Here is a 17,204-nt window from a genome sequence, read left to right as displayed (position 1 = left end):
AGTACCTCGCCGAGACCTTCCGACGGGCCGCCGCCCAGGGCGTCGTCGGCGTCCGGGACGACGGCCTGGCTGCCGCCGCTCCCTGGGGCTTCGACCTCGCGTCGATCTCCGTGCCGGTCGCGATCTGGCAGGGCCGTCAGGACGCGATGGTGCCCTACGCCCACGGCGCGTGGCTGGCAGCGCACGTGCCCGGAGCCACGCCCCACCTCGTCGAGGACGAGGGGCACCTGTCGCTCGTGGCTCAGCTCGACAGGATCCTGGCGGACCTCAAGGGGCTGGCCGGGTTGAGCTAGCCGCGCTCGACCACCCACGCGGCGACGACGTCGCCGAACTCGCGGTGCCCCGCGGACGTGAGGTGCAGCCGGTCGTCGAGGTAGGGCAGGTCGAGATCACGCATCGAGAGGTACGACGCGCCGTGCTGCTCGGCGAGCCCGGCCAGGAGGGCGTCGACGCGAGGCACCTGCGTGGTGCGCGACGGCGCGTCGGCCGGGCCGACGACGAGCACGGGCAGGTCGCCGAGCGCACGCATCAGCCGCTCGAAGCCGGCGCGGATCTCGGCGTCGGTGCGGTCGACGTCGTTGAGCCCGCCCTCGACGACCACCAGGTCGGCGCCGTTGCGCACGGCCCGCGCCGCGCGGTCGGCGAAGGAGACGCGACCGCAGCCGCTGGCCCGGTCGCTGAACCCGGAGCCCGAGAAGCCGGAGACGTGGATGCGGCCGGGCAGGCGCGAGGGCCACGAGTCGGCGGCCCGGTCGAGGCCGAGACCCACGGAGTAGGAGTCACCGATGACCACGACCCGCTCCCCCGACCCGACGTCGGAGACGAGGCGCGCGGCCGCGACCTGCTCGAAGCGGGCGCACCGGTCGACCCCGGCGCTGCTGGCGTCGGAGAGCCACAGGGTCAGCAGCGACGCTGCGACGAACAGGCACACGGCCGTCGTCAGCAGGCGCGCTCGCGCGATGGTCGCCCCCCGATGGATCACGACGAAAGTGTGCGGCACGACCGGGCCCGACCACGACCACATTGCCGAACCGTTATCGAAGCAGCCCCATGACCTTCCGCGAGCGCCTCAGTCGTCGTCCTCGGCGTCGGCGGTCTCGGAGCTGAACCGTGGCTCGCCCCCCTGGCACCGTGCGCTCACCTTGGAGCCGCTCCCGCTCTCCTCCTCGCGGCCCTCGAACTCCACCTCGAGCTCCTCCGGCCCGGCCTTCTTGACCTCGGCCCGGAACCCCTCGCTGGGCTGCACCGCGACTTGGGAGATGGCACTGCCGCGGCACTCGGCCTCGACCGTCCCCCCCAGGCCCTGCCACGTCGCCCGGCGCGGGGTGGGTGCCGGCGGGCTCGAGCTGGACGCGCTCGGCGTGGGGTCGGAGCCCTGGCTCGGACGATCGGGCGACGGCAGGGACGACGGGCTCACCGGGACCGTGGACGGCGCAGCCGAGTCGGTGGGCGACGGGCCGGTGGCACCGGAGGAGGCTGCCGCGGACGGGCTCGCGGACGGCTTCGAGGAGGGTGTGATCGTCTGGCCCGGGCGGCTGCTCTGCGAGCGACCCGGTGCGGCGTCGACGGCTCCCGCCACCACCGACCCGCTCGCGCCGGGTCGCGGCTCGGCCACCGTGACGAGGCCGTCACCGACGTGCGAGATCACCGTCCACACCAGCGTGGAGCCGACCGCGACGACCGCCAACCAGGAGACCAGGCCGACGAGGGCGGGACGTGCGACCTTCATGAGGTCATCCTTCCAGGAGTGCCGTGGGCGGCCGGGTCTACGGTTCGCACATGACCAGCATCCTCGTGGTGGAGGACGACGACGCCATCCGCACGGCGGTGCAGCGGGGACTGCGCGAGCGCGGCCATGCCGTCATCGCGGTCGGCACCGGTCTCGCCGGCCTCGAGCAGGTGCTCCAGGAGCAGCCCCAGGTGGTGCTGCTGGACCTCGGGCTCCCCGACGTCGACGGCCTGACGTTGATCTCGATGATCCGCGCCGCGAGCGCCGTGCCCATCATCGTCATCACCGCCCGCGACGACGACCCCACCATGGTGAAGGCACTCGACAGCGGCGCCGACGACTACGTCGTGAAGCCCTTCGGCACCGACCAGGTCGCGGCCCGCATCCGCGCGGTGCTGCGTCGCGGCGGCCGCGAGGCGAGCGCGGTGGCGGCGCTGCGGGTCGGCGACCTGGTCATCGACGAGCGCACGCGCACCGTGGTCCTGGCCGGGAGGCCGGTCGAGCTGTCGCGCAAGGAGTTCGACGTGCTCCTCCTGCTGGCGTCGCGCGCCGGGCAGGTCGTCACCAAGCGCGAGCTGCTGGCCGAGGTGTGGCAGCAGGCCTACGGCGGCTCCGACCGCACCGTCGACGTCCACCTCTCGTGGCTGCGCCGCAAGCTCGGCGAGACCGCCGCCGATCCCCGCTACCTGCTGAGCGTGCGCGGGGTCGGGGTGCGGCTGGTCGACCCGGGAGACGGCCAGGCGGACGGGCAGGACTGATGCGCCGGCGCATCTCATGGCTGGTGATCGCCACGACGTCGACGGTCGTGGTGTCCTTCGTGATCCCGCTGTGCCTGCTGGTGAGCACGCTCGCGGAGGACCGGGCCATGGCAGCGGCCGACCAGGAGGCGCGCAGCGTCGCCATCTTGGTGGCGGGCCTGCACGCGGACCCCACGCTCGGCGACCTCGTCATCAGCCTCGACGCTCGCAGCACCCCGCAGACCCAGGTCCTGATGCCCGACGGCAGCGAGCTCGGATCCGGCCCGCCGCTCACCGCGGACGCCGAGCTGCGGCGCGCCGCGGACGGCGAGGCCTTCACAGTCATCGACGACCAGGGCGGTCGGGTGCTGCTGCCCGTGCTCATCGAGCCCGGCACCGCCATCGTGCGCACGACGGTCACCGAGGCCGAGCTCACCCGCGGTGTCGCAGGGGCGTGGGGCGGCATCATCGGGCTCGGAGCCGTGCTGCTCGTGCTCGCCCTGGTCCTCGCCTCGCGCCTGGGCCGTCGGGTCAGCGAGCCGCTGCTGGAGGTGGCCGGGACCGCGCACCGGCTGCGCGAGGGTGAGCTCTCGGCCCGCGCCGAGGTGCGCGGCACCGAGGAGACCCAGGAGCTGGCCCGGGCCCTCAACGGGCTCGCGGAGCGGACAGCCGAGCTGCTGGCCAGCGAGCGCGCCGCCGTCGGCGACCTGTCGCACCGGCTGCGCACGCCGGTCACGGCACTGCGGCTCGACGCCGAGGCGGTCTCCGAGCCGGAGCTGGCCCACCGGCTCCAGGAGCACATCGCGGTGCTCCAGCGCACCGTCGACGCGATCGTGAAGGAGGCCCGGCGTCCCGTGCGCACGGACCTGACACCGACCTGCGACGCCACCGCCGCCGTCGGTGAGCGCACCACCTTCTGGCGGGTCCTCGCCGAGGACCAGGGCCGACCGATCACCATCACGCTGCCCCAGGAGCCGGCCATGGTCGCTCTCGCGCACGACGACCTCACCGACCTCGTCGACGTCCTCGTCGACAACGTCTTCGCGCACACGCCCGAGGGAGTCCCGTTGGCCATCTCTCTGGACATCTCTCCGGCCACCTCTCCGGACATCTCTCCGGCGACCTCGCTGAGCGTCTCGCCCGACGTCGACCACGGTGCGGCCGCGGTCGTCCTGTCGGTCAGCGACGGCGGGCCGGGCTTCGCGAGGGGCTCCCGGACCGATCGCCCGGGCACGACCGGCCTCGGCCTCGACATCGCGCGCCGCACGGCGCTCGACGCGGGCGGCGAGCTGAGGCTGGGCCGCGCGCCGTCCGGGGGCGCCCTCGTCGAGGTCACCCTGCCGCTCACGCACGCCTGAGCCCTCAGTCATCGTCGCGGTCGTCGTCCTCGTCGTCGTCCTGCTCGTCGTCGTCCCCGTCGTCGTCCCCGTCGTCGTCCCCGTCGCGGTCGTCGTCCCCGTCGTCGTCCTGCTCGCCGTAGGACGCACCGTCGTCGGACCCACCGCCGGCGGCTCCCGGTGCCGCCACCGGAGCAGGCGCGGGAGCAGGCACCGGAGCGGGAGCAGGCGCGGGCACCACGATCGTCTGGACCACGTCGCGCACGCACACCCCCTGCTCGAGGGTGGCCCCGGCGGCGCACGGCGCCCACCGGAAGCGGGCGCCCGGGAGCACCACCTGGGGCGGCGCGGGAGACGCGACCGCGGATGCCACGGTGGCCGGCGCCTCGAGCGACGGCAGGTCGTCGGTGGTCGCGCGGTAGGCGGCGACGGCGCCTCCCAGACCGACGACGAGGGAGGCGGCGAGGAGGCTGCTGGTCGACTTCATGCCCCGAGGATGGTCCGGGCCGCCCTAGGCGCACCTCGCGGGAACCTCAAGTCCGGGTCAAATGTGGACATGACCTGAACTTGACGGAGCGATGAGGCGCTCTTGCCGCGGCGTGAGCAAGGTTTGCCCCATGAGCACTCGAGCCACCAGCAGGGACCGCTTCCGCACCGGTGTCGCCGCTGTCACCGGGCTCGTGGCCGCTGCGGCCATGGCGTCGACCGGCTGGGCGGCCGGCGCCGCGGCCCAGGACTTCACCGAGGAGCAGGCACAGCTCCAGGCCGAGCAGCAGGCGCGGCAAGACGCCCAGGACGCACGGGCGGCACGGGCGCTGGCCCGCTACCACACGCGGCTCGCCAGGATCGTCCGGCGCCAGTCGGCCGCCCTGCGCCCGGCGGTGGTGCTGCGCGAGCGTCCGACCCGGACCCGTGTGACGGTCCGCTACGTCACCGGCGCTGCGGTCTCCTCGTCCTCGTCCGGCCTCGGCGGCGGCGGATCGGTCAGCACCCCACCCGCCTCGGGCTCGTCCGGCGGCGGCAGCGCCCCGGCGCCGGCGCCCGCGCCCAGCTACACCCCGCCTCCCCCGCCCCCGCCGCCGCCCGCACCCTCGAGCGGGTCGTGAGCGAGCCGCTGACGGGTCGGCTGGCCGTCCGGTTCCCGGCCCTGGGCACCGAGGTCTTCGTGGCCGTACGACGACCCGCGGACCTCCCTGCTGCCCGCCACCTGGCCGAGACGGTGCTGACCGACGTGGACGAGGTGTGCAGCCGCTTCCGCGACGACTCCGACCTGCGCCGGGCCAACCGGCACCCCGGGCAGTGGGTCGAGGTCGACCCCCTCCTCGTCGAGGCCGTGCGGGTCGCCCGGGACGCCGCCTCCCTGACCGACGGGCTGGTCGACCCGCTGCTGGGCCGCACGCTGGTGCAGCTCGGCTACGACCGCGACTTCCGGCTGCTCGAGCAGCTGGGCGAGACCCACGACGTCGCCGGGGATCCCCCGTCCCCCGACGCGTGGAAACTGATCGGGCTCGGTGTCGACACCCTGCGTGTGCCCGACGGCACCGAGCTCGATCTCGGGGCGACCGGCAAGGCGTGGAGCGCCGACCTGATCGCCTCGGTCTGGGAGGACGCCGGTCTCGGGCCCGCCGTCGTCAGCGTCGGCGGCGACCTGCGCGTGGCCTCCCCCGACGGGACACCGTGGGTCGTCGACGTCTCCGAGCACCCCGGCGCCCCGGCCGACACGACCGTCACCCTGTCCCACGGCGGGCTCGCGACCTCCAGCACGCAGGTGCGGCGCTGGACCCGGCACGGCGTACGACGCCACCACCTGCTCGACCCCCGCACCGGCCGGCCCACGAGCGGCCCCTGGCGCACCGCCACGGCGGTCGGCGAGACCTGTGTCGCCGCCAACACCGCGACCACCGCCGCCCTGGTGCTCGGCGCCGACGCGCCGGCCTGGCTCGACGAGCACGCCGTCACCGCCCGCCTCGTCGCGCACGACGGCGCCCTGCGGCACCTGGGCGGCTGGCCGATCCCGGAAGCCCCACCGACGAAGGAGAGCGTGGCATGACCGACGGAGCGCTGCTGTGGTACCTCAACCGAGGCTCGGGCATCGTCATCATGGTGCTCCTGACCGTGAGCGTCGTGCTGGGCGTCCTCTCGGTCGGGCGTCGCCCCGGCCGCCGGCTGCCGGCCTTCGTGACCCAGGACCTGCACCGCAACATCGCGCTGCTGTCGGTGGTCGCGCTGGTCGTCCACGTCGTGACCGCCGTCGCCGACTCGTTCGTCGACATCCGCTGGTGGCAGGCCCTGGTGCCGATCGGGGCGACCTACGAGCCGCTCTGGCTCGGGCTCGGCACCCTGGCGCTCGACCTGATCGCCGTCATCGTCGTGACCAGCCTGCTCCGCACCCGCCTGCACCACGGGCTCTGGAGCCGCGTCCACCTGCTCGCGTGGGTCAGCTGGGCCCTCGGTGTCGCGCACGGCATCGGCATCGGCACCGACCTCGAGGACGTCTCCGGCCTCGCCGTGACCCCGACGGTCCTGTGCGTGGGCGCCGTCCTGACGGCTGCGACCTACCGCCTCGGCCTGGTCGCGAAGCGGAGACGACGACGCGCCCGGCCCGCTCGTCGCGCGGACGTGGTGGTGGCACCGTGAGCCTCCTGCCACCGCTCCCCGACGAGATCGACATCCACCCCGGCCCCGCCCTGCTCGACGGTCTCGAGCGCGGACCGGGCCTCGCCGCCCACCGCCAGCAGTACGACGAGCCCCGGGCGTCGTCGCTCGCCGAGCTGCAGGCCCTGGTCGAGGCGGTGGGCCTGCGGGGCCGGGGTGGAGCCGCGTTCCCGTTCGCCACCAAGCTCGCGGCCGCGGGCCGAGGGCGGCGGGCGCTGGTGGTCGTCAACCTCGCCGAGGGAGAGACGGCCAGCAGCAAGGACACGGCCCTGGCCCTGCGCCGTCCCCACCTGGTGCTCGACGGAGCGATCACGACGGCCCGTGCGCTGAAGGCGCGTGAGGTGCACGTGGTGCTGCCGGGCGAGCGCCCCCTCGCGGCGGAGCGCATGCGCGCCGCCATGGCCGAGCGGACCGACGGTGTCCGTCTCGTCGAGCACGTCACCGAGGGACGCTTCGTCTCGGGACAGGCACGCGCCGTGGTCGAGCTGATCGAGCGCCGGCCCAACCTCCCCGTCACGGCGTGGGACCCCGAGGCGGTGTCCGGGGTCAAGCGGCGCCCCACACTGCTGTCCAACGCCGAGACCTGGGCCCACGTGGGGCTGCTGGTCCTGCGGGGAGCAGCGGGCTACCGGCTTCGCGGGACGACGAGCGAGCCCGGCACGACGTTGCTGACCGTGACGTCCCGCGGCGCCCGCCCGGCGGTCCACGAGGTGGCCTACGGCTCGCGGCTGCGCGACGTCCTGCCGGTCTCGGCCGCGGGGTCACCCGGCATCGTCGGCGGCTTCCACGGGTCGTGGGCGACCTGGCCGACCCTGGCCAACGCCCTGGTCTCGGTGCCCGGCATGACCTCCCTGGGCGCTCCCCTCGGTGCCGGTGTGGTCCTGCTGCCCGGCCCGTCCGCCTGCTGCCTGCAGGTCACGACCGACATCGTCGAGCACCTCGCCGGCCAGAGCACGAGACGCTGCGGGCCGTGCTTCAACGGGCTGCCCGCCCTGGCCGAGGCCGTCCGGGGCCTGCTCGAGGGCACGGGCTCGCGGCAGCGGGTCGAGGAGCTCTGCGGCCTCGTCGCCCGTCGCGGCGCCTGCGCCCATCCCGACGGCACCGTGCGGCTGGTCCGGTCGCTGCTGCTCACGCTGCCCGACGAGGTCGCCGCCCACCAGCACGGCAGCTGCACGGTGAGCTCCGCCCAGCTGGCAGGAGCGGCCCGATGAGCCGCGAGCTGCGGGTCGACTGGCCCGCGTGCCGGGCGCGCGGGCTGTGCCACGAGCTGCTGCCCGAGATCGTGCAGCTCGACCCCTGGGGCTACCCGCTCGTCACGGGCGAGGTCACCGAGGACCTGCTCGCCGACGCCCGCGCCGCCGTACGAGCCTGTCCGCGGCTCGCGCTGCGGATCGTCGGGTCGTGAGCCCTCAGACGGCGTAACCGGCGAGCTCGCCGGCCAGGTCGTCGTTGGCCCGACCGCGCACGAGCGTGCCCTCACCAGTGTGCTCCAGGGTGGCGATCTCGCCCTCCTGGTGGATCCGGTTGACCAGGTCACCGCGCTCGTAGGGCAGGAGCGCGTTGAACTCCACGCCCGGCCGCGGCAGCTCGCCCTCGATGACCGCGAGCGCCTCGGCGATGCCCTCGCCGGTGCGGGCGCTGACGACGATCGAGTGAGGCTCGCGCTGCTGGACCCGCGCGATCACCATCGGGTCGGCGGCGTCGGCCTTGTTGATGATCACGAGCTCCGGCACCTGCTCGGCACCGATCTCGACCAGCACCTCGCGCACGGCGGCCAGCTGCCCCTCGGGGTCGGGGTGGGAGCCGTCGACGACGTGGAGGATCAGGTCGGAGTCGGCCACCTCCTCGAGCGTCGAGCGGAACGCCTCGATCAGCTGGTGCGGCAGGTGCCGCACGAAGCCGACGGTGTCGCTCATCGTGTAGACGCGCCCGTCCGTGGTCGTCGTGCGGCGGACCGTGGGGTCGAGCGTCGCGAACAGCGAGTCCTCGACCAGCACCCCGGCGCCGGTGAGGCGGTTGAGCAGCGACGACTTGCCGGCGTTGGTGTAGCCCGCGATGGCGACCGAGGGGATCTGGTTGCGCTGGCGCTCCTGGCGCTTGTTGTCGCGGGTGCCCTTCATGGCCCGGAGCTCGCGGCGCAGCTTGGCGATCTTGTCGTTGATGCGGCGACGGTCGGTCTCGATCTTCGTCTCACCGGGACCACGACCACCGATGCCGCCGCCGTCGGCGCCGACCCGGCCACCGGCCTGGCGGGAGAGGTTGCCACCCCAGCCGCGCAGGCGCTGCTTCATGTACTGCAGCTGGGCCAGCTCGACCTGGGCCTGGCCCTCCTTGGACTTGGCGTGCTGGGCGAAGATGTCGAGGATCAGCGCGGTCCGGTCGACGGCCTTGACCTTGAGCCGGTCCTCGAGGTTCCTCAGCTGGCTGGGCGCGAGCTCGCCGTCGAGGACGACGGTGTCGGCGCCGGTGGCCTGCACGATCTCGAGCAGGCCCTCGACCTTGCCGCGACCGATGTAGGTGGCCGGGTCGGGCGTCTGACGGCGCTGGTAGATCGCCTCGAGCACCTCCGAGCCGGCGGTCTCGGCGAGCAGCGCGAGCTCGGCCATGGAGTTCTCGGCGTCCTGCACGGTGCCCTCGGTCCACACCCCGACGAGCACCACGCGCTCCAGGCGGAGCTGGCGGTATTCGACCTCGGTGATGTCCTCGAGCTCGGTGCGCAGGCTCGCGACGCGGCGCAGCTGGTGGCGCTCGGCGAGCTCCATCGCCCCGACCGTCGGCTCGTCCTCGGGGTCGGGCTCGTCGGCCCAGGAGGTGTCGGGCTCGGCGATGCCGGAGACGAAGCCGTCGTCGTCGGTGTCGTCGGACGACGCGTCGTCCCAGTCGTCGGTGGCCTCGAGCTCGTGGTCGAGGTTGAAGTCGTCAGCGTTTGCGGTAGTCATACGTGCTCAAGAGTAGGTCGGCGGGGGAAGCAGCGCGAACCCCTTTTGGGGTGGGGCCGATCTAGGACGTCCCCGGCTCCGCCGCGAACTCCCCCGGGGTCAGCCCGGTCACCCGCCGCCAGTCGCGCCCGAAGTGGGCCTGGTCGGTGTAGCCGAGGTCGGCGGCGACCCGCGCCAGGTCGACAGGGCCGGCGGTCCCACCTGCGGCCGAGGACGGCCGCAGCAGCTCGGCCGCCTCGTGCAGCCGGCGCCGCTGGATCAGCCACTTGGGGCTCAGCCCGACCCGGCGGGCGCAGAGCCGCTGCAACGACCGCTCGGAGAGCGCGAACTTCTCGCACAGCTGCCCCACCCGCTGCACCCGCGCGTCGCCCTCGGCGTGCTCGACGACGGCGTTGACCAGGGCACCCTCCTCGTCCAGCGGGCCGAGGCCGGTCAGCGCCGCCTCGATCGCCGCCACCGCCTGCTGCTGGCGCGCCGGGTCCGACGGGTCGGGCGACATCACCTCGCGCACCCGGGCGACCAGCCCGGCCCCGTCGAGCGTGCCCACCGACACCAGGTCGACGACCGTGTCGGTGATCGTGACCGGTCCGCCGACGAGCAGCGACCCCGCGCCCGGCTGGAGCATCGCGCCGGCCGCCCAGCCCGACCCGCTCAGCTCCTTGGTCGACAACCCCGTCTGCGGCCCGACGACGTGGGCGTAGTCGCGGGCGATCACGAGCAGGCACACGGGATACTGCAACACCCGCTGCACCGTCACCTCCCCCGGCGCGAGCGACCACACCGGCAGCCAGTAGCGGCGCACGACGTCGGCGAGAGCGGGCGACGGTGCGAAACGGTGCACCGGAGGGCTGAAGCCACGTGCGTCACGCAGGTGCGCGCGCTCGACCGGGTCGATCGGGCGCTGGGTCATGTGTCGGATTCTTACCAGACCCGGGCCGCCCTCCGGGTCCACAGTGGAGCCATGACCACGACGACCAGCCAGTCCTACCTGACCGACGCCGACACCTTCACCGCCCTTCTCGCGACCCCCGACGCCGACTGGGGCGCGGCCAGCCCCTGCGAGGGCTGGAGCGCCGCCGACGTCATCGCCCACGTCGTCGACACCCAGCGCGACTTCCTCGCCCAGCGCGACGCCGAGATCGGCGAGCGGCCCACCGGCACACCGCCGGAGGTGTGGGCCGCCCACGACGCCGTCGTACGACGACTGCTGGCCGACGACTCCTTCACCGCCACCGAGTACGCCGGCTTCTTCGGCCCCACGACCGTCGGCGAGACGCTGACCCGGTTCTACGGCTTCGACCTGCTCGTCCACCAGTGGGACGTCGCCCGCGCGCTCGGCCGCGACGTCACGTGGGACGACGCGCAGATGGACCGGATCGACCAGGCGCTCGACGGCTTCGGCGAGCACCTCTACGGCGAGGGCATCTGCCGCCCCGCGCTCGACGCCGACGCCGACGCCCCGCGTCAGACGCGGCTGCTGGCGCGGATGGGCCGCGCCGCCTGAGCGAGACCTGCGACGATCGCCGGGTGCTCCGCCTCTCCCCCGACGCCCACGAGCTCGACGACCTGCTCGCCGACCTGGCCCGTCGCGGCGGGCGGATGCTCGGGATCACCGGAGCACCCGGGGCCGGCAAGTCCACGCTGGCCGCCCTGCTCGCGAGCCGGCACGGCGCCACGGTCGTCCCGATGGACGGCTTCCACCTGGCCAACGTCGAGCTCGAGCGCCGGGGCCTGCGACATCGCAAGGGCGCGCCGGAGACCTTCGACGCCGAGGGGTACGCCGTGCTGCTGCGGCGGGTGCGCGGCCGGGAGCCGCTGGTGATGGCGCCGGCCTTCGAGCGCGACCTCGAGCAGCCGGTCGCCGGGTCGATCGCCGTGCCCGGCTCGGCCGACCTGGTGGTGACCGAGGGCAACTACCTGCTGCTGCCCACCGGGGCGTGGCCCGCCGTGCGCGCCGAGCTCGACGCCGTGTGGCACGTCGTCGCCGACGAGGACCTCCGCCTGCAGCGCCTGGTCGCGCGGCACGTGGAGTTCGGCAAGACCCCCGAGCAGGCGCGGGCCTGGGTCCGCGAGGTCGACCAGCCCAATGCGGCCCTGGTCGAGGCGGCAGCGACGGGTGCCGACCTCACACTGGACGTGGGCGGCGTCGCTCCTGCGGCTCCAGGACCTTCGACCACAACGCCGCGCCCGTCCCGTCGTGCAACGTGACCGTCAGCTCGCCGGTCGCGGCCACACGGGCGTGGCCGAAGAACTGGTGACCGGCGCGGGGCGACTCGCGACCTCCTGACGCGTTGCCCTGCGAGAAGGCGACCTCCGGGCCGAAGGTCCCGTCGAGCTCGTCGTCCTTGGCGGGGAACGTCTCGGAGGCGATCGGTCCGGAGACGAACTCCCAGAACGGGTCGAAGTCGGTGAAGGCCGCCCGCTCCGGCGCGTAGTGGTGGGCGGCGGTGTAGTGGACGTCGGCGGTGAGCCACACGACGTTGCGCACCCCGTGGCGCTTCAGGGCCGACAGCACCCGGGCGATCTCGGGCTCGCGGCCGATGGGGCGGCCGTCGTCGCCGTTGCACGGACCGTCGAGGTCGTCGGCGTGGGTCGAGGGGATGGAGAGCGGGAGGTCGGCGCAGACCACCTTCCAGGTGGCCGTCGAGGCGGTCAGCGACTCGACCAGCCACGCCTCCTGCACCGGCCCCAGGATCCCGGTGTCGTCGGCCCCGGAGTTGGCGCCGCGGTAGGAGCGCATGTCGAGGCAGAACACGTCGAGGTGCTGCCCGCGCGCGACCTTGCGATAGATCCGCAGGCCCGCGAAGCCGTCCCCCGTCTCGGCGACGAGGCGATCCAGGGGCACGGGCTGAAACTCCTGCCAGGCCCGCCGCCCCCGCGCCGCCAGGACGTCGCAGCGTCGCTCGGTGTAACGGTCGTCGTCGGTCAGCTCGCCGGGATACCAGTTGTTGGCCGTCTCGTGGTCGTCCCACATCGCGATCGTGGGCACCTCGGCGTAGAGCGCCCGCACGTGGTCGTCGGCGAGGGTGTAGCGGTGGCGGCCCCGGAAGTCGGCCAGCGTCTCGGCGACGTGCGTGACCGCGTCGGTCAGCTCATTGCGCCACACGTGGCCGTCGTCCTCGACGACCGTCTCCTCCATCGGCTCGTCGCCGTAGATGGTGTCGCCGCAGTGGACGAAGAAGTCGGGCCGGGTGTCGAGCATCGCGCGATAGGCCGTGAGCCCGCCGAGCTCGGGGTTGATCCCCCAGCCCTGCCCACAGGTGTCGCCGGACCAGACGAACGACTGCGCCGCGGCGTGCAGCGGGGCCGTGCGGAAGGTGAGGCGCTCCGGGGGCGAGTCGCCTCCGGAGCCGCCCGGCCCGGTGAACCACACCGTGGCGTCGTACTGGCGACCGGGCGTGAGCCCGGTCAGCTGGAGGCGGGCGGTGTAGTCGCTGCGCGCGTCGGTCCACGGGCCGCGCACCGAGCGCAGCCGGCGCCCGTTGCTCTCCAGGCGCAGCATCAGGCGGCCCTGCTGGCCGGCGCGCGCCCACACGACCGCCGAGCCGGTGCTCACCTCACCGGTGCGGGCCCCGGTGATGGAGCCGCGTCCCTTCAGCAGGGCGGGCAGCTCCCGTCCGATCCCGGCCCCCACGAGACCGGGGACCGCCCCGACGGCGACCCCCGCGAAGAGGGTGCTGCGACGACCGATCCTGGGCTGCTCCAGCGCGACCACGCCCCCGAGTCGACCCGGCCCGGTTGACCGGACCGGGACGCCTCGGTGACGGGTCGCCCAACAGCACCCGAAGTCCTACTTGGGGGGCATCCGGATGCCACCGTCGACGCGGACGACCTCACCGTTCATGTAGGCGTTGGTGAGGCACTCCACGACCATGCTCGCCAGCTCCTCGGGCGTGCCGAGGCGCTTGGGGAAGAGCACGTTCTGGCCGAGGTTGGCCTTGAAGGCCTCCGAGTCGGGACCCTCGCCGTAGATCGGGGTGTCGATCAGGCCGGGCGCCACGGTGTTGAGGCGGATGCCCGCGGCCGACAGGTCGCGCGCGACCGGGAGGGTCATGCCGACGACGCCGCCCTTGGAGGCGGAGTAGGAGGCCTGGCCGATCTGGCCGTCGAACGCGGCGACCGAGGCCAGGTTGACGATGGCGCCGCGGCAACCGTCCGCGTCGGGCTCGTTCCGGCTCATCGCGGTGGCGGCCTGGCGCACCATGTCGAAGGTGCCGATCAGGTTGATCTGCACGACCTTGGTGAACGCCTCGAGCGAGTGGGCCGACTCGACCAGGCCGTCACGGCCGATCGTGCGCTGGGCCCAGCCGATCCCGGCGGAGTTGACGACCGCGCGCAGCGGCGCGATGTCGGAGGCGACCTTGACCGCGTCGGCGATCTGCTCGGTGTTGGTCACGTCGACCTGGACGAAGACGCCCTTGATCTCCTCGGCCAGGGCCTCGCCCTTGTCGGCCTGGAGGTCGGCGACCACGACGGTGGCGCCCTTGGCGGCGAGCGCGCGGGCGGCGGCCGCGCCGATGCCCGAGGCCGCGCCGGTGACGATGGCAGAAGATCCGGTGAGTTCCATGCAGCGGACTTTAGTGGCGCTCAGAGGGCCGTGGTGCCGCGGGCCACGATGAGAGCAGGGCCCGTCATGAGCACCCGGTCGTCCTCGGTCCAGGTGATCGAGAGGGTGCCGCCCGGCAGGTCGATCGTGTACGCCGTGCCCCGCGGTGCGCCGTCGGCCAACGCCGTCGCGACCATCACCGCACAGGCGCCCGTGCCGCAGGACCGGGTCTCCCCCGAGCCCCTCTCGTGCACCCGCATGGCGACGTGCTGCGGCCCTCGGCGCACGACGAGCTCGACGTTGACGCCCGCGGGGTAGACCGCCGGGTCATGGGTCGGGGCCTCGAGCAGCGGCCCGGCGTCGTCGAGGTCGTCGAGGAAGGCGACCGCGTGCGGGTTGCCCATGTCGACGTGCAGCGCGGGCCACGTGTGACCCGGCACGGAGACCTCGGTCCCGCCGAGGACCTTCGGGGCCCCCATGTCGACGGTGATGTCATCACCGTCGAAGGTGAGCACCTTGATCCCGTCGCGGGTGTCGACCTCGAGCGGCCGGGAGGGGTCGGCGAGCCCCTCCTCGACGAGGTGGCGGCCGAAGACGCGGATCCCGTTGCCGCACATCTCGGAGACGGAGCCGTCGGCGTTGCGATAGTCCATGAACCAGCCGCCGTCGCGGCGCAGCACCCGCAGGACCCCGTCGCCGCCGATGCCGGCGCGGCGGTCGCAGAGCGCGCGCACCCGCTCGGCCGACAGGTCGCCGTGGACGCTGCCGTCGTGGTCGGGCAGCAGGACGAAGTCGTTCTCGGTGCCGTGGCCCTTGAGGAAGGGGTAGGTCATCGGTAGAGGCCTTCTGCGTAGGAGGGTCCGTAGTAGGCGTCGAGCTCCTCGACGCTCATCCCGCTGGGCTCGACGTCGTGGGCGATGACGGCCCGACGCGGGACGTGCCCGGTGGGGTCCCAGGTCTCGGGCTGCCACAGCTGCGAGCGCAGGAAGGCCTTCGAGCAGTGGAAGAAGACCTCCTCGACGTCGACGACCACCGCGAGCAGCGGCCGGTGCCCCTTGACGACCATTTCGTCGAAGAACGGTGCGTCGCTGACCAGCCGTGCCCGGCCGTTGACCCGCAGGGTGTCGCCGCGACCGGGGATCAGGAAGTGCAGGCCGATGTGGGGGTTGGCCAGGATGTTGCGATAGCCGTCGGCACGTCGGTTGCCCGGGCGCTCGGCCAGCGCGATCGTGGTGTCGTCGAGGACGTGCACCAGCTGCCCGGCCGGGTCTCCCTTGGGCGAGGCGTCGCAGGTGCCGGTGTCGGAGGCCGTGGCCATGACGCAGAACGGCGAGGCGGCGAGCCAGTTGCGGTCGACGTCGAGCAGCGCGGTGCGGCCCTTGCCCGCAGCGCGGGCGTTGGGCTCGCCGAGGAGGTCGACGAGGGCGTCGACGGTGGTGATCTCGGTCCAGGCGCTCACGGGCCCAACCTACTCGCGCAGGCCCGGGTGGCTGCGCGCCAGCACCGGCAGCAGCAGGCTGCGCGGGGTGACCTGTGAGAGCGCGGCGGCGAGCCGGTTGACCCTCCCGGGGATGACGACGAGGCGCCCCTTGGCCATGCCGTCGACCGCAGCCTTGGCCACGTCGGCAGCGCCGACCCACATGACGGCCGGCAGCGCCTCCTCGGCATCCTGCTTCGAGAAGCCGGCGGCCTCGCCGAAGCCGGTGTCGACCGGGCCGGGGCACAGGGTGGTGGCGGTGACGCCGGTGCCGCGCAGCTCACCGGCCAGCGACTGCGTGTAGGAGAGCACGAAGGCCTTGCCGGCGCCGTAGCCCGCCTGCCCGGGCAGCGGCTGGAAGGCGGCGGTCGAGGCGACGTTGAGCACCGACCCGCGGCCGCGGTCGACCATGCCGGGCAGGAAGCGGGTGCACAGGTCGGCGACCGCGACGACGTCGACCTCGATCATGTTCATCTCCGCCGCCGGGTCGGCCCGGCTCACCGGACCGAGCGTCGACAGACCGGCGTTGTTGACCAGGACGTCGGGCACCAGCCCGAGGTCGGTCAGCCGGTCGAGCAGCTGAGCACGGGCCGCCCGGTCGGACAGGTCGCAGCCGATCACGTCGGCCCGCCCGCCGGTCGCCGTGATCTCCTCGGCCAGCTCCTGCAGCCTGCCGACCGTGCGGGCCACCAGCGTCACCTGGTGACCCCGACGCGCCAGCTCGCGGGCGATCTCGGCCCCGATGCCCGAGGAGGCGCCGGTGACGACGGCGGTGCGGTCGGGGCCGGGCTGCGGGAGGCTCATGTCCTGGAGCCTAGGGCCGCCGTACGCCGGTCAGGGAGCCATCCACTGGGCCGCGAGCCAGGCGTCGTTGGCGCTGTTGAAGTCGACGACCGCCACCGCATTGCCGCTGAAGGTGCCCAACGTGAGCCGCTGTCCCGTGGTCAGCCTCAGCAGCGAGGTCACCTGCGCGGTGCGTTGCGTGTCGGCCCCGGAGTCGGTGACGAGCGCTGCGACGTCGCCGTCGACCACGATGCGCAGCTGGCGCTGGGCGGACGACTGGCCGTAGTGCACGACGCCGGTCACGAGGTAGGTCCCCGTGCGTGTGACGGTGAGGAAGTCGTCGGGGGCGACGTACATGCTGCCGGTGTCGAAGGCCTCGGTGTCCATCTCGAAGGAGTTGTCCGGTCCGCCGGGCACCGTGAGCGCACCCGAGGCCTCCATGCGCGCGCCCGGGCCCGGCTGGGGCAGCACGCCCGGCCGGAGGTCCTTCTTCGTCAGCTCGCGCACGTCGTTGCTGGTGATCGAGTTGTTGCGCACGTCGCGACCCGTGAGCGACCCGTCCTTGACGTCGGCACCGGTCAGGGTGGCGGCGGCGTAGGCCGTGCCCGAGAGGGCGACGACCAGGGCGAGCGTCGAGACGACGCCGGAGTAGGTGGGTCTGAGGTGCATCGGAGCTCCAGGTGGTCTCGGGGACCTCTCACGCTAGGGAGCGCGGGTGGGGGCCACCAGAGCCCAGACGGGTCATTGCGGCCGGGCTCCCACGACGTCGTAGCGGGCGCACGCGAAGGCACCGTTGCGCGCGAGCTCGGTGAGGCGCAGGTCGTAGCGGCGCGGGAGGAGCGGCCGGCCCGCGCCGAGGGTGACCGGCGCGATCGAGACGACCACCTCGTCGAGCAGGCCGGCGTCGGCGAGCTGTCCGGCGAGGTCGCCGCCGCCGACCACCCAGACGTCGCGCTCGCCCGCAGCGGCCACCATCGCCGCGTGGACCTCCGCGACCGGCG

General features: G+C 73.8%; 21 protein-coding genes and 1 pseudogene. 10 read left to right on the top strand and 12 right to left on the bottom strand.

Going from position 1 to position 17,204, the window contains the following annotated elements:
- Window positions 1–293 (top strand): annotated as a pseudogene (locus tag AAG827_RS19795) (alpha/beta hydrolase); the annotation flags it as partial.
- Here AAG827_RS19795 and AAG827_RS19790 read toward each other — a convergent pair.
- Both AAG827_RS19790 and AAG827_RS19785 read right to left on the bottom strand, forming a co-directional pair.
- A complete protein-coding gene (locus AAG827_RS19790; RefSeq protein WP_341927938.1) occupies window positions 290–982 on the bottom strand; it encodes an SGNH/GDSL hydrolase family protein in 693 nt (230 codons plus the stop codon). The pseudogene AAG827_RS19795 and the gene AAG827_RS19790 sit on opposite strands and share 4 nt — an antisense overlap.
- Window positions 983–1,069: 87 nt before the next feature.
- Window positions 1,070–1,729, bottom strand: a complete 660-nt coding sequence (locus AAG827_RS19785; RefSeq protein WP_341927937.1) for a hypothetical protein — start codon at window positions 1,727–1,729, stop codon at window positions 1,070–1,072.
- A gap of 50 nt (window positions 1,730–1,779) precedes the next feature.
- Here AAG827_RS19785 and AAG827_RS19780 point away from each other — a divergent pair, with 50 nt between their 5' ends.
- Window positions 1,780–2,487, top strand: coding sequence for a response regulator transcription factor (locus AAG827_RS19780; protein WP_341927936.1), 708 nt, complete (start codon window positions 1,780–1,782; stop codon window positions 2,485–2,487).
- A complete protein-coding gene (locus AAG827_RS19775) occupies window positions 2,487–3,824 on the top strand; it encodes a HAMP domain-containing sensor histidine kinase (RefSeq protein WP_341927935.1) in 1,338 nt (445 codons plus the stop codon). Before AAG827_RS19780 ends, AAG827_RS19775 begins: the two co-directional genes overlap by 1 nt.
- Window positions 3,825–3,828: 4 nt before the next feature.
- Here the strand turns inward: AAG827_RS19775 and AAG827_RS19770 are convergent, their stop codons facing one another.
- A complete protein-coding gene (locus AAG827_RS19770) occupies window positions 3,829–4,290 on the bottom strand; it encodes a hypothetical protein (RefSeq protein WP_341927934.1) in 462 nt (153 codons plus the stop codon).
- Window positions 4,291–4,420: 130 nt separating this feature from the next.
- Here AAG827_RS19770 and AAG827_RS19765 point away from each other — a divergent pair, with 130 nt between their 5' ends.
- From AAG827_RS19765 to AAG827_RS19745, 5 genes are read left to right on the top strand one after another with little or no spacing between them, the layout of a single operon-like run.
- A complete protein-coding gene (locus tag AAG827_RS19765) occupies window positions 4,421–4,909 on the top strand; it encodes a hypothetical protein (protein WP_341927933.1) in 489 nt (162 codons plus the stop codon).
- Complete coding sequence (locus AAG827_RS19760) at window positions 4,906–5,853, top strand: FAD:protein FMN transferase (RefSeq protein ID WP_341927932.1); 948 nt, start codon at window positions 4,906–4,908, stop codon at window positions 5,851–5,853. Before AAG827_RS19765 ends, AAG827_RS19760 begins: the two co-directional genes overlap by 4 nt.
- Entirely contained in the window at window positions 5,850–6,440 is a 591-nt protein-coding gene (locus AAG827_RS19755) for a ferric reductase (RefSeq protein WP_341927931.1), read from the top strand. Before AAG827_RS19760 ends, AAG827_RS19755 begins: the two co-directional genes overlap by 4 nt.
- Window positions 6,437–7,669 (top strand): NADH-ubiquinone oxidoreductase-F iron-sulfur binding region domain-containing protein, encoded by a 1,233-nt coding sequence (locus tag AAG827_RS19750; RefSeq protein ID WP_341927930.1) that lies wholly within the window; start codon window positions 6,437–6,439, stop codon window positions 7,667–7,669. Before AAG827_RS19755 ends, AAG827_RS19750 begins: the two co-directional genes overlap by 4 nt.
- Entirely contained in the window at window positions 7,666–7,863 is a 198-nt protein-coding gene (locus AAG827_RS19745) for a ferredoxin (protein WP_341927929.1), read from the top strand. Before AAG827_RS19750 ends, AAG827_RS19745 begins: the two co-directional genes overlap by 4 nt.
- A 4-nt stretch (window positions 7,864–7,867) precedes the next feature.
- Here AAG827_RS19745 and hflX read toward each other — a convergent pair whose 3' ends face one another.
- Both hflX and AAG827_RS19735 read right to left on the bottom strand, forming a co-directional pair.
- Window positions 7,868–9,397, bottom strand: a complete 1,530-nt coding sequence (gene hflX / locus AAG827_RS19740) for a GTPase HflX (protein ID WP_341927928.1) — start codon at window positions 9,395–9,397, stop codon at window positions 7,868–7,870.
- A 61-nt stretch (window positions 9,398–9,458) separates the two neighbouring features.
- On the bottom strand, window positions 9,459–10,307 hold the full coding sequence (locus AAG827_RS19735) for a helix-turn-helix domain-containing protein (RefSeq protein ID WP_341927927.1): 849 nt from the start codon (window positions 10,305–10,307) through the stop codon (window positions 9,459–9,461).
- Between the two features lie 51 nt (window positions 10,308–10,358).
- Between AAG827_RS19735 and AAG827_RS19730 the strand changes: the two genes are divergently transcribed.
- A complete protein-coding gene (locus AAG827_RS19730) occupies window positions 10,359–10,901 on the top strand; it encodes a maleylpyruvate isomerase family mycothiol-dependent enzyme (protein WP_341927926.1) in 543 nt (180 codons plus the stop codon).
- Between the two features lie 23 nt (window positions 10,902–10,924).
- The gene (locus AAG827_RS19725; RefSeq protein ID WP_341927925.1) at window positions 10,925–11,605 is read left to right on the top strand and encodes a nucleoside/nucleotide kinase family protein; all 681 of its coding nucleotides are present in this window, start codon (window positions 10,925–10,927) and stop codon (window positions 11,603–11,605) included.
- On the opposite strand, the gene AAG827_RS19720 is transcribed toward AAG827_RS19725, so the two are convergent.
- The 7 genes from AAG827_RS19720 to AAG827_RS19690 all read right to left on the bottom strand — a co-directional run.
- A complete protein-coding gene (locus AAG827_RS19720) occupies window positions 11,523–13,112 on the bottom strand; it encodes an alkaline phosphatase D family protein (RefSeq protein ID WP_341927924.1) in 1,590 nt (529 codons plus the stop codon). The two genes, AAG827_RS19725 and AAG827_RS19720, sit on opposite strands and share 83 nt — an antisense overlap.
- 75 nt (window positions 13,113–13,187) lie before the next feature.
- Complete coding sequence (locus tag AAG827_RS19715; RefSeq protein ID WP_341927923.1) at window positions 13,188–13,964, bottom strand: SDR family oxidoreductase; 777 nt, start codon at window positions 13,962–13,964, stop codon at window positions 13,188–13,190.
- A 20-nt stretch (window positions 13,965–13,984) separates the two neighbouring features.
- Window positions 13,985–14,776 (bottom strand): diaminopimelate epimerase, encoded by a 792-nt coding sequence (gene dapF / locus AAG827_RS19710; RefSeq protein ID WP_341927922.1) that lies wholly within the window; start codon window positions 14,774–14,776, stop codon window positions 13,985–13,987.
- Window positions 14,773–15,402: an MSMEG_1061 family FMN-dependent PPOX-type flavoprotein gene (locus tag AAG827_RS19705; RefSeq protein WP_341927921.1), complete on the bottom strand. Its 630-nt coding sequence runs from the start codon at window positions 15,400–15,402 to the stop codon at window positions 14,773–14,775. The genes dapF and AAG827_RS19705 overlap by 4 nt, the downstream gene beginning before the upstream one ends.
- 9 nt (window positions 15,403–15,411) lie before the next feature.
- A complete protein-coding gene (locus AAG827_RS19700; protein ID WP_341927920.1) occupies window positions 15,412–16,224 on the bottom strand; it encodes an SDR family oxidoreductase in 813 nt (270 codons plus the stop codon).
- Between the two features lie 30 nt (window positions 16,225–16,254).
- Window positions 16,255–16,872 carry a hypothetical protein gene (locus AAG827_RS19695; protein WP_341927919.1) on the bottom strand — a complete coding sequence of 206 codons (618 nt, stop codon included), beginning with the start codon at window positions 16,870–16,872 and terminating at the stop codon, window positions 16,255–16,257.
- Window positions 16,873–16,944: 72 nt separating this feature from the next.
- Window positions 16,945–17,204, bottom strand: a 260-nt coding sequence (locus AAG827_RS19690; RefSeq protein ID WP_341927918.1) for a dihydrofolate reductase family protein, incomplete at its 5' end; no start/stop codon positions are given.

Source organism: Nocardioides psychrotolerans (assembly GCF_943371775.1).
GTDB lineage: Bacteria > Actinomycetota > Actinomycetes > Propionibacteriales > Nocardioidaceae > Nocardioides > Nocardioides psychrotolerans_A.
Note: the sequence above shows the minus strand (reverse complement) of the source record. Positions and strands in the feature narration are given on the sequence as shown.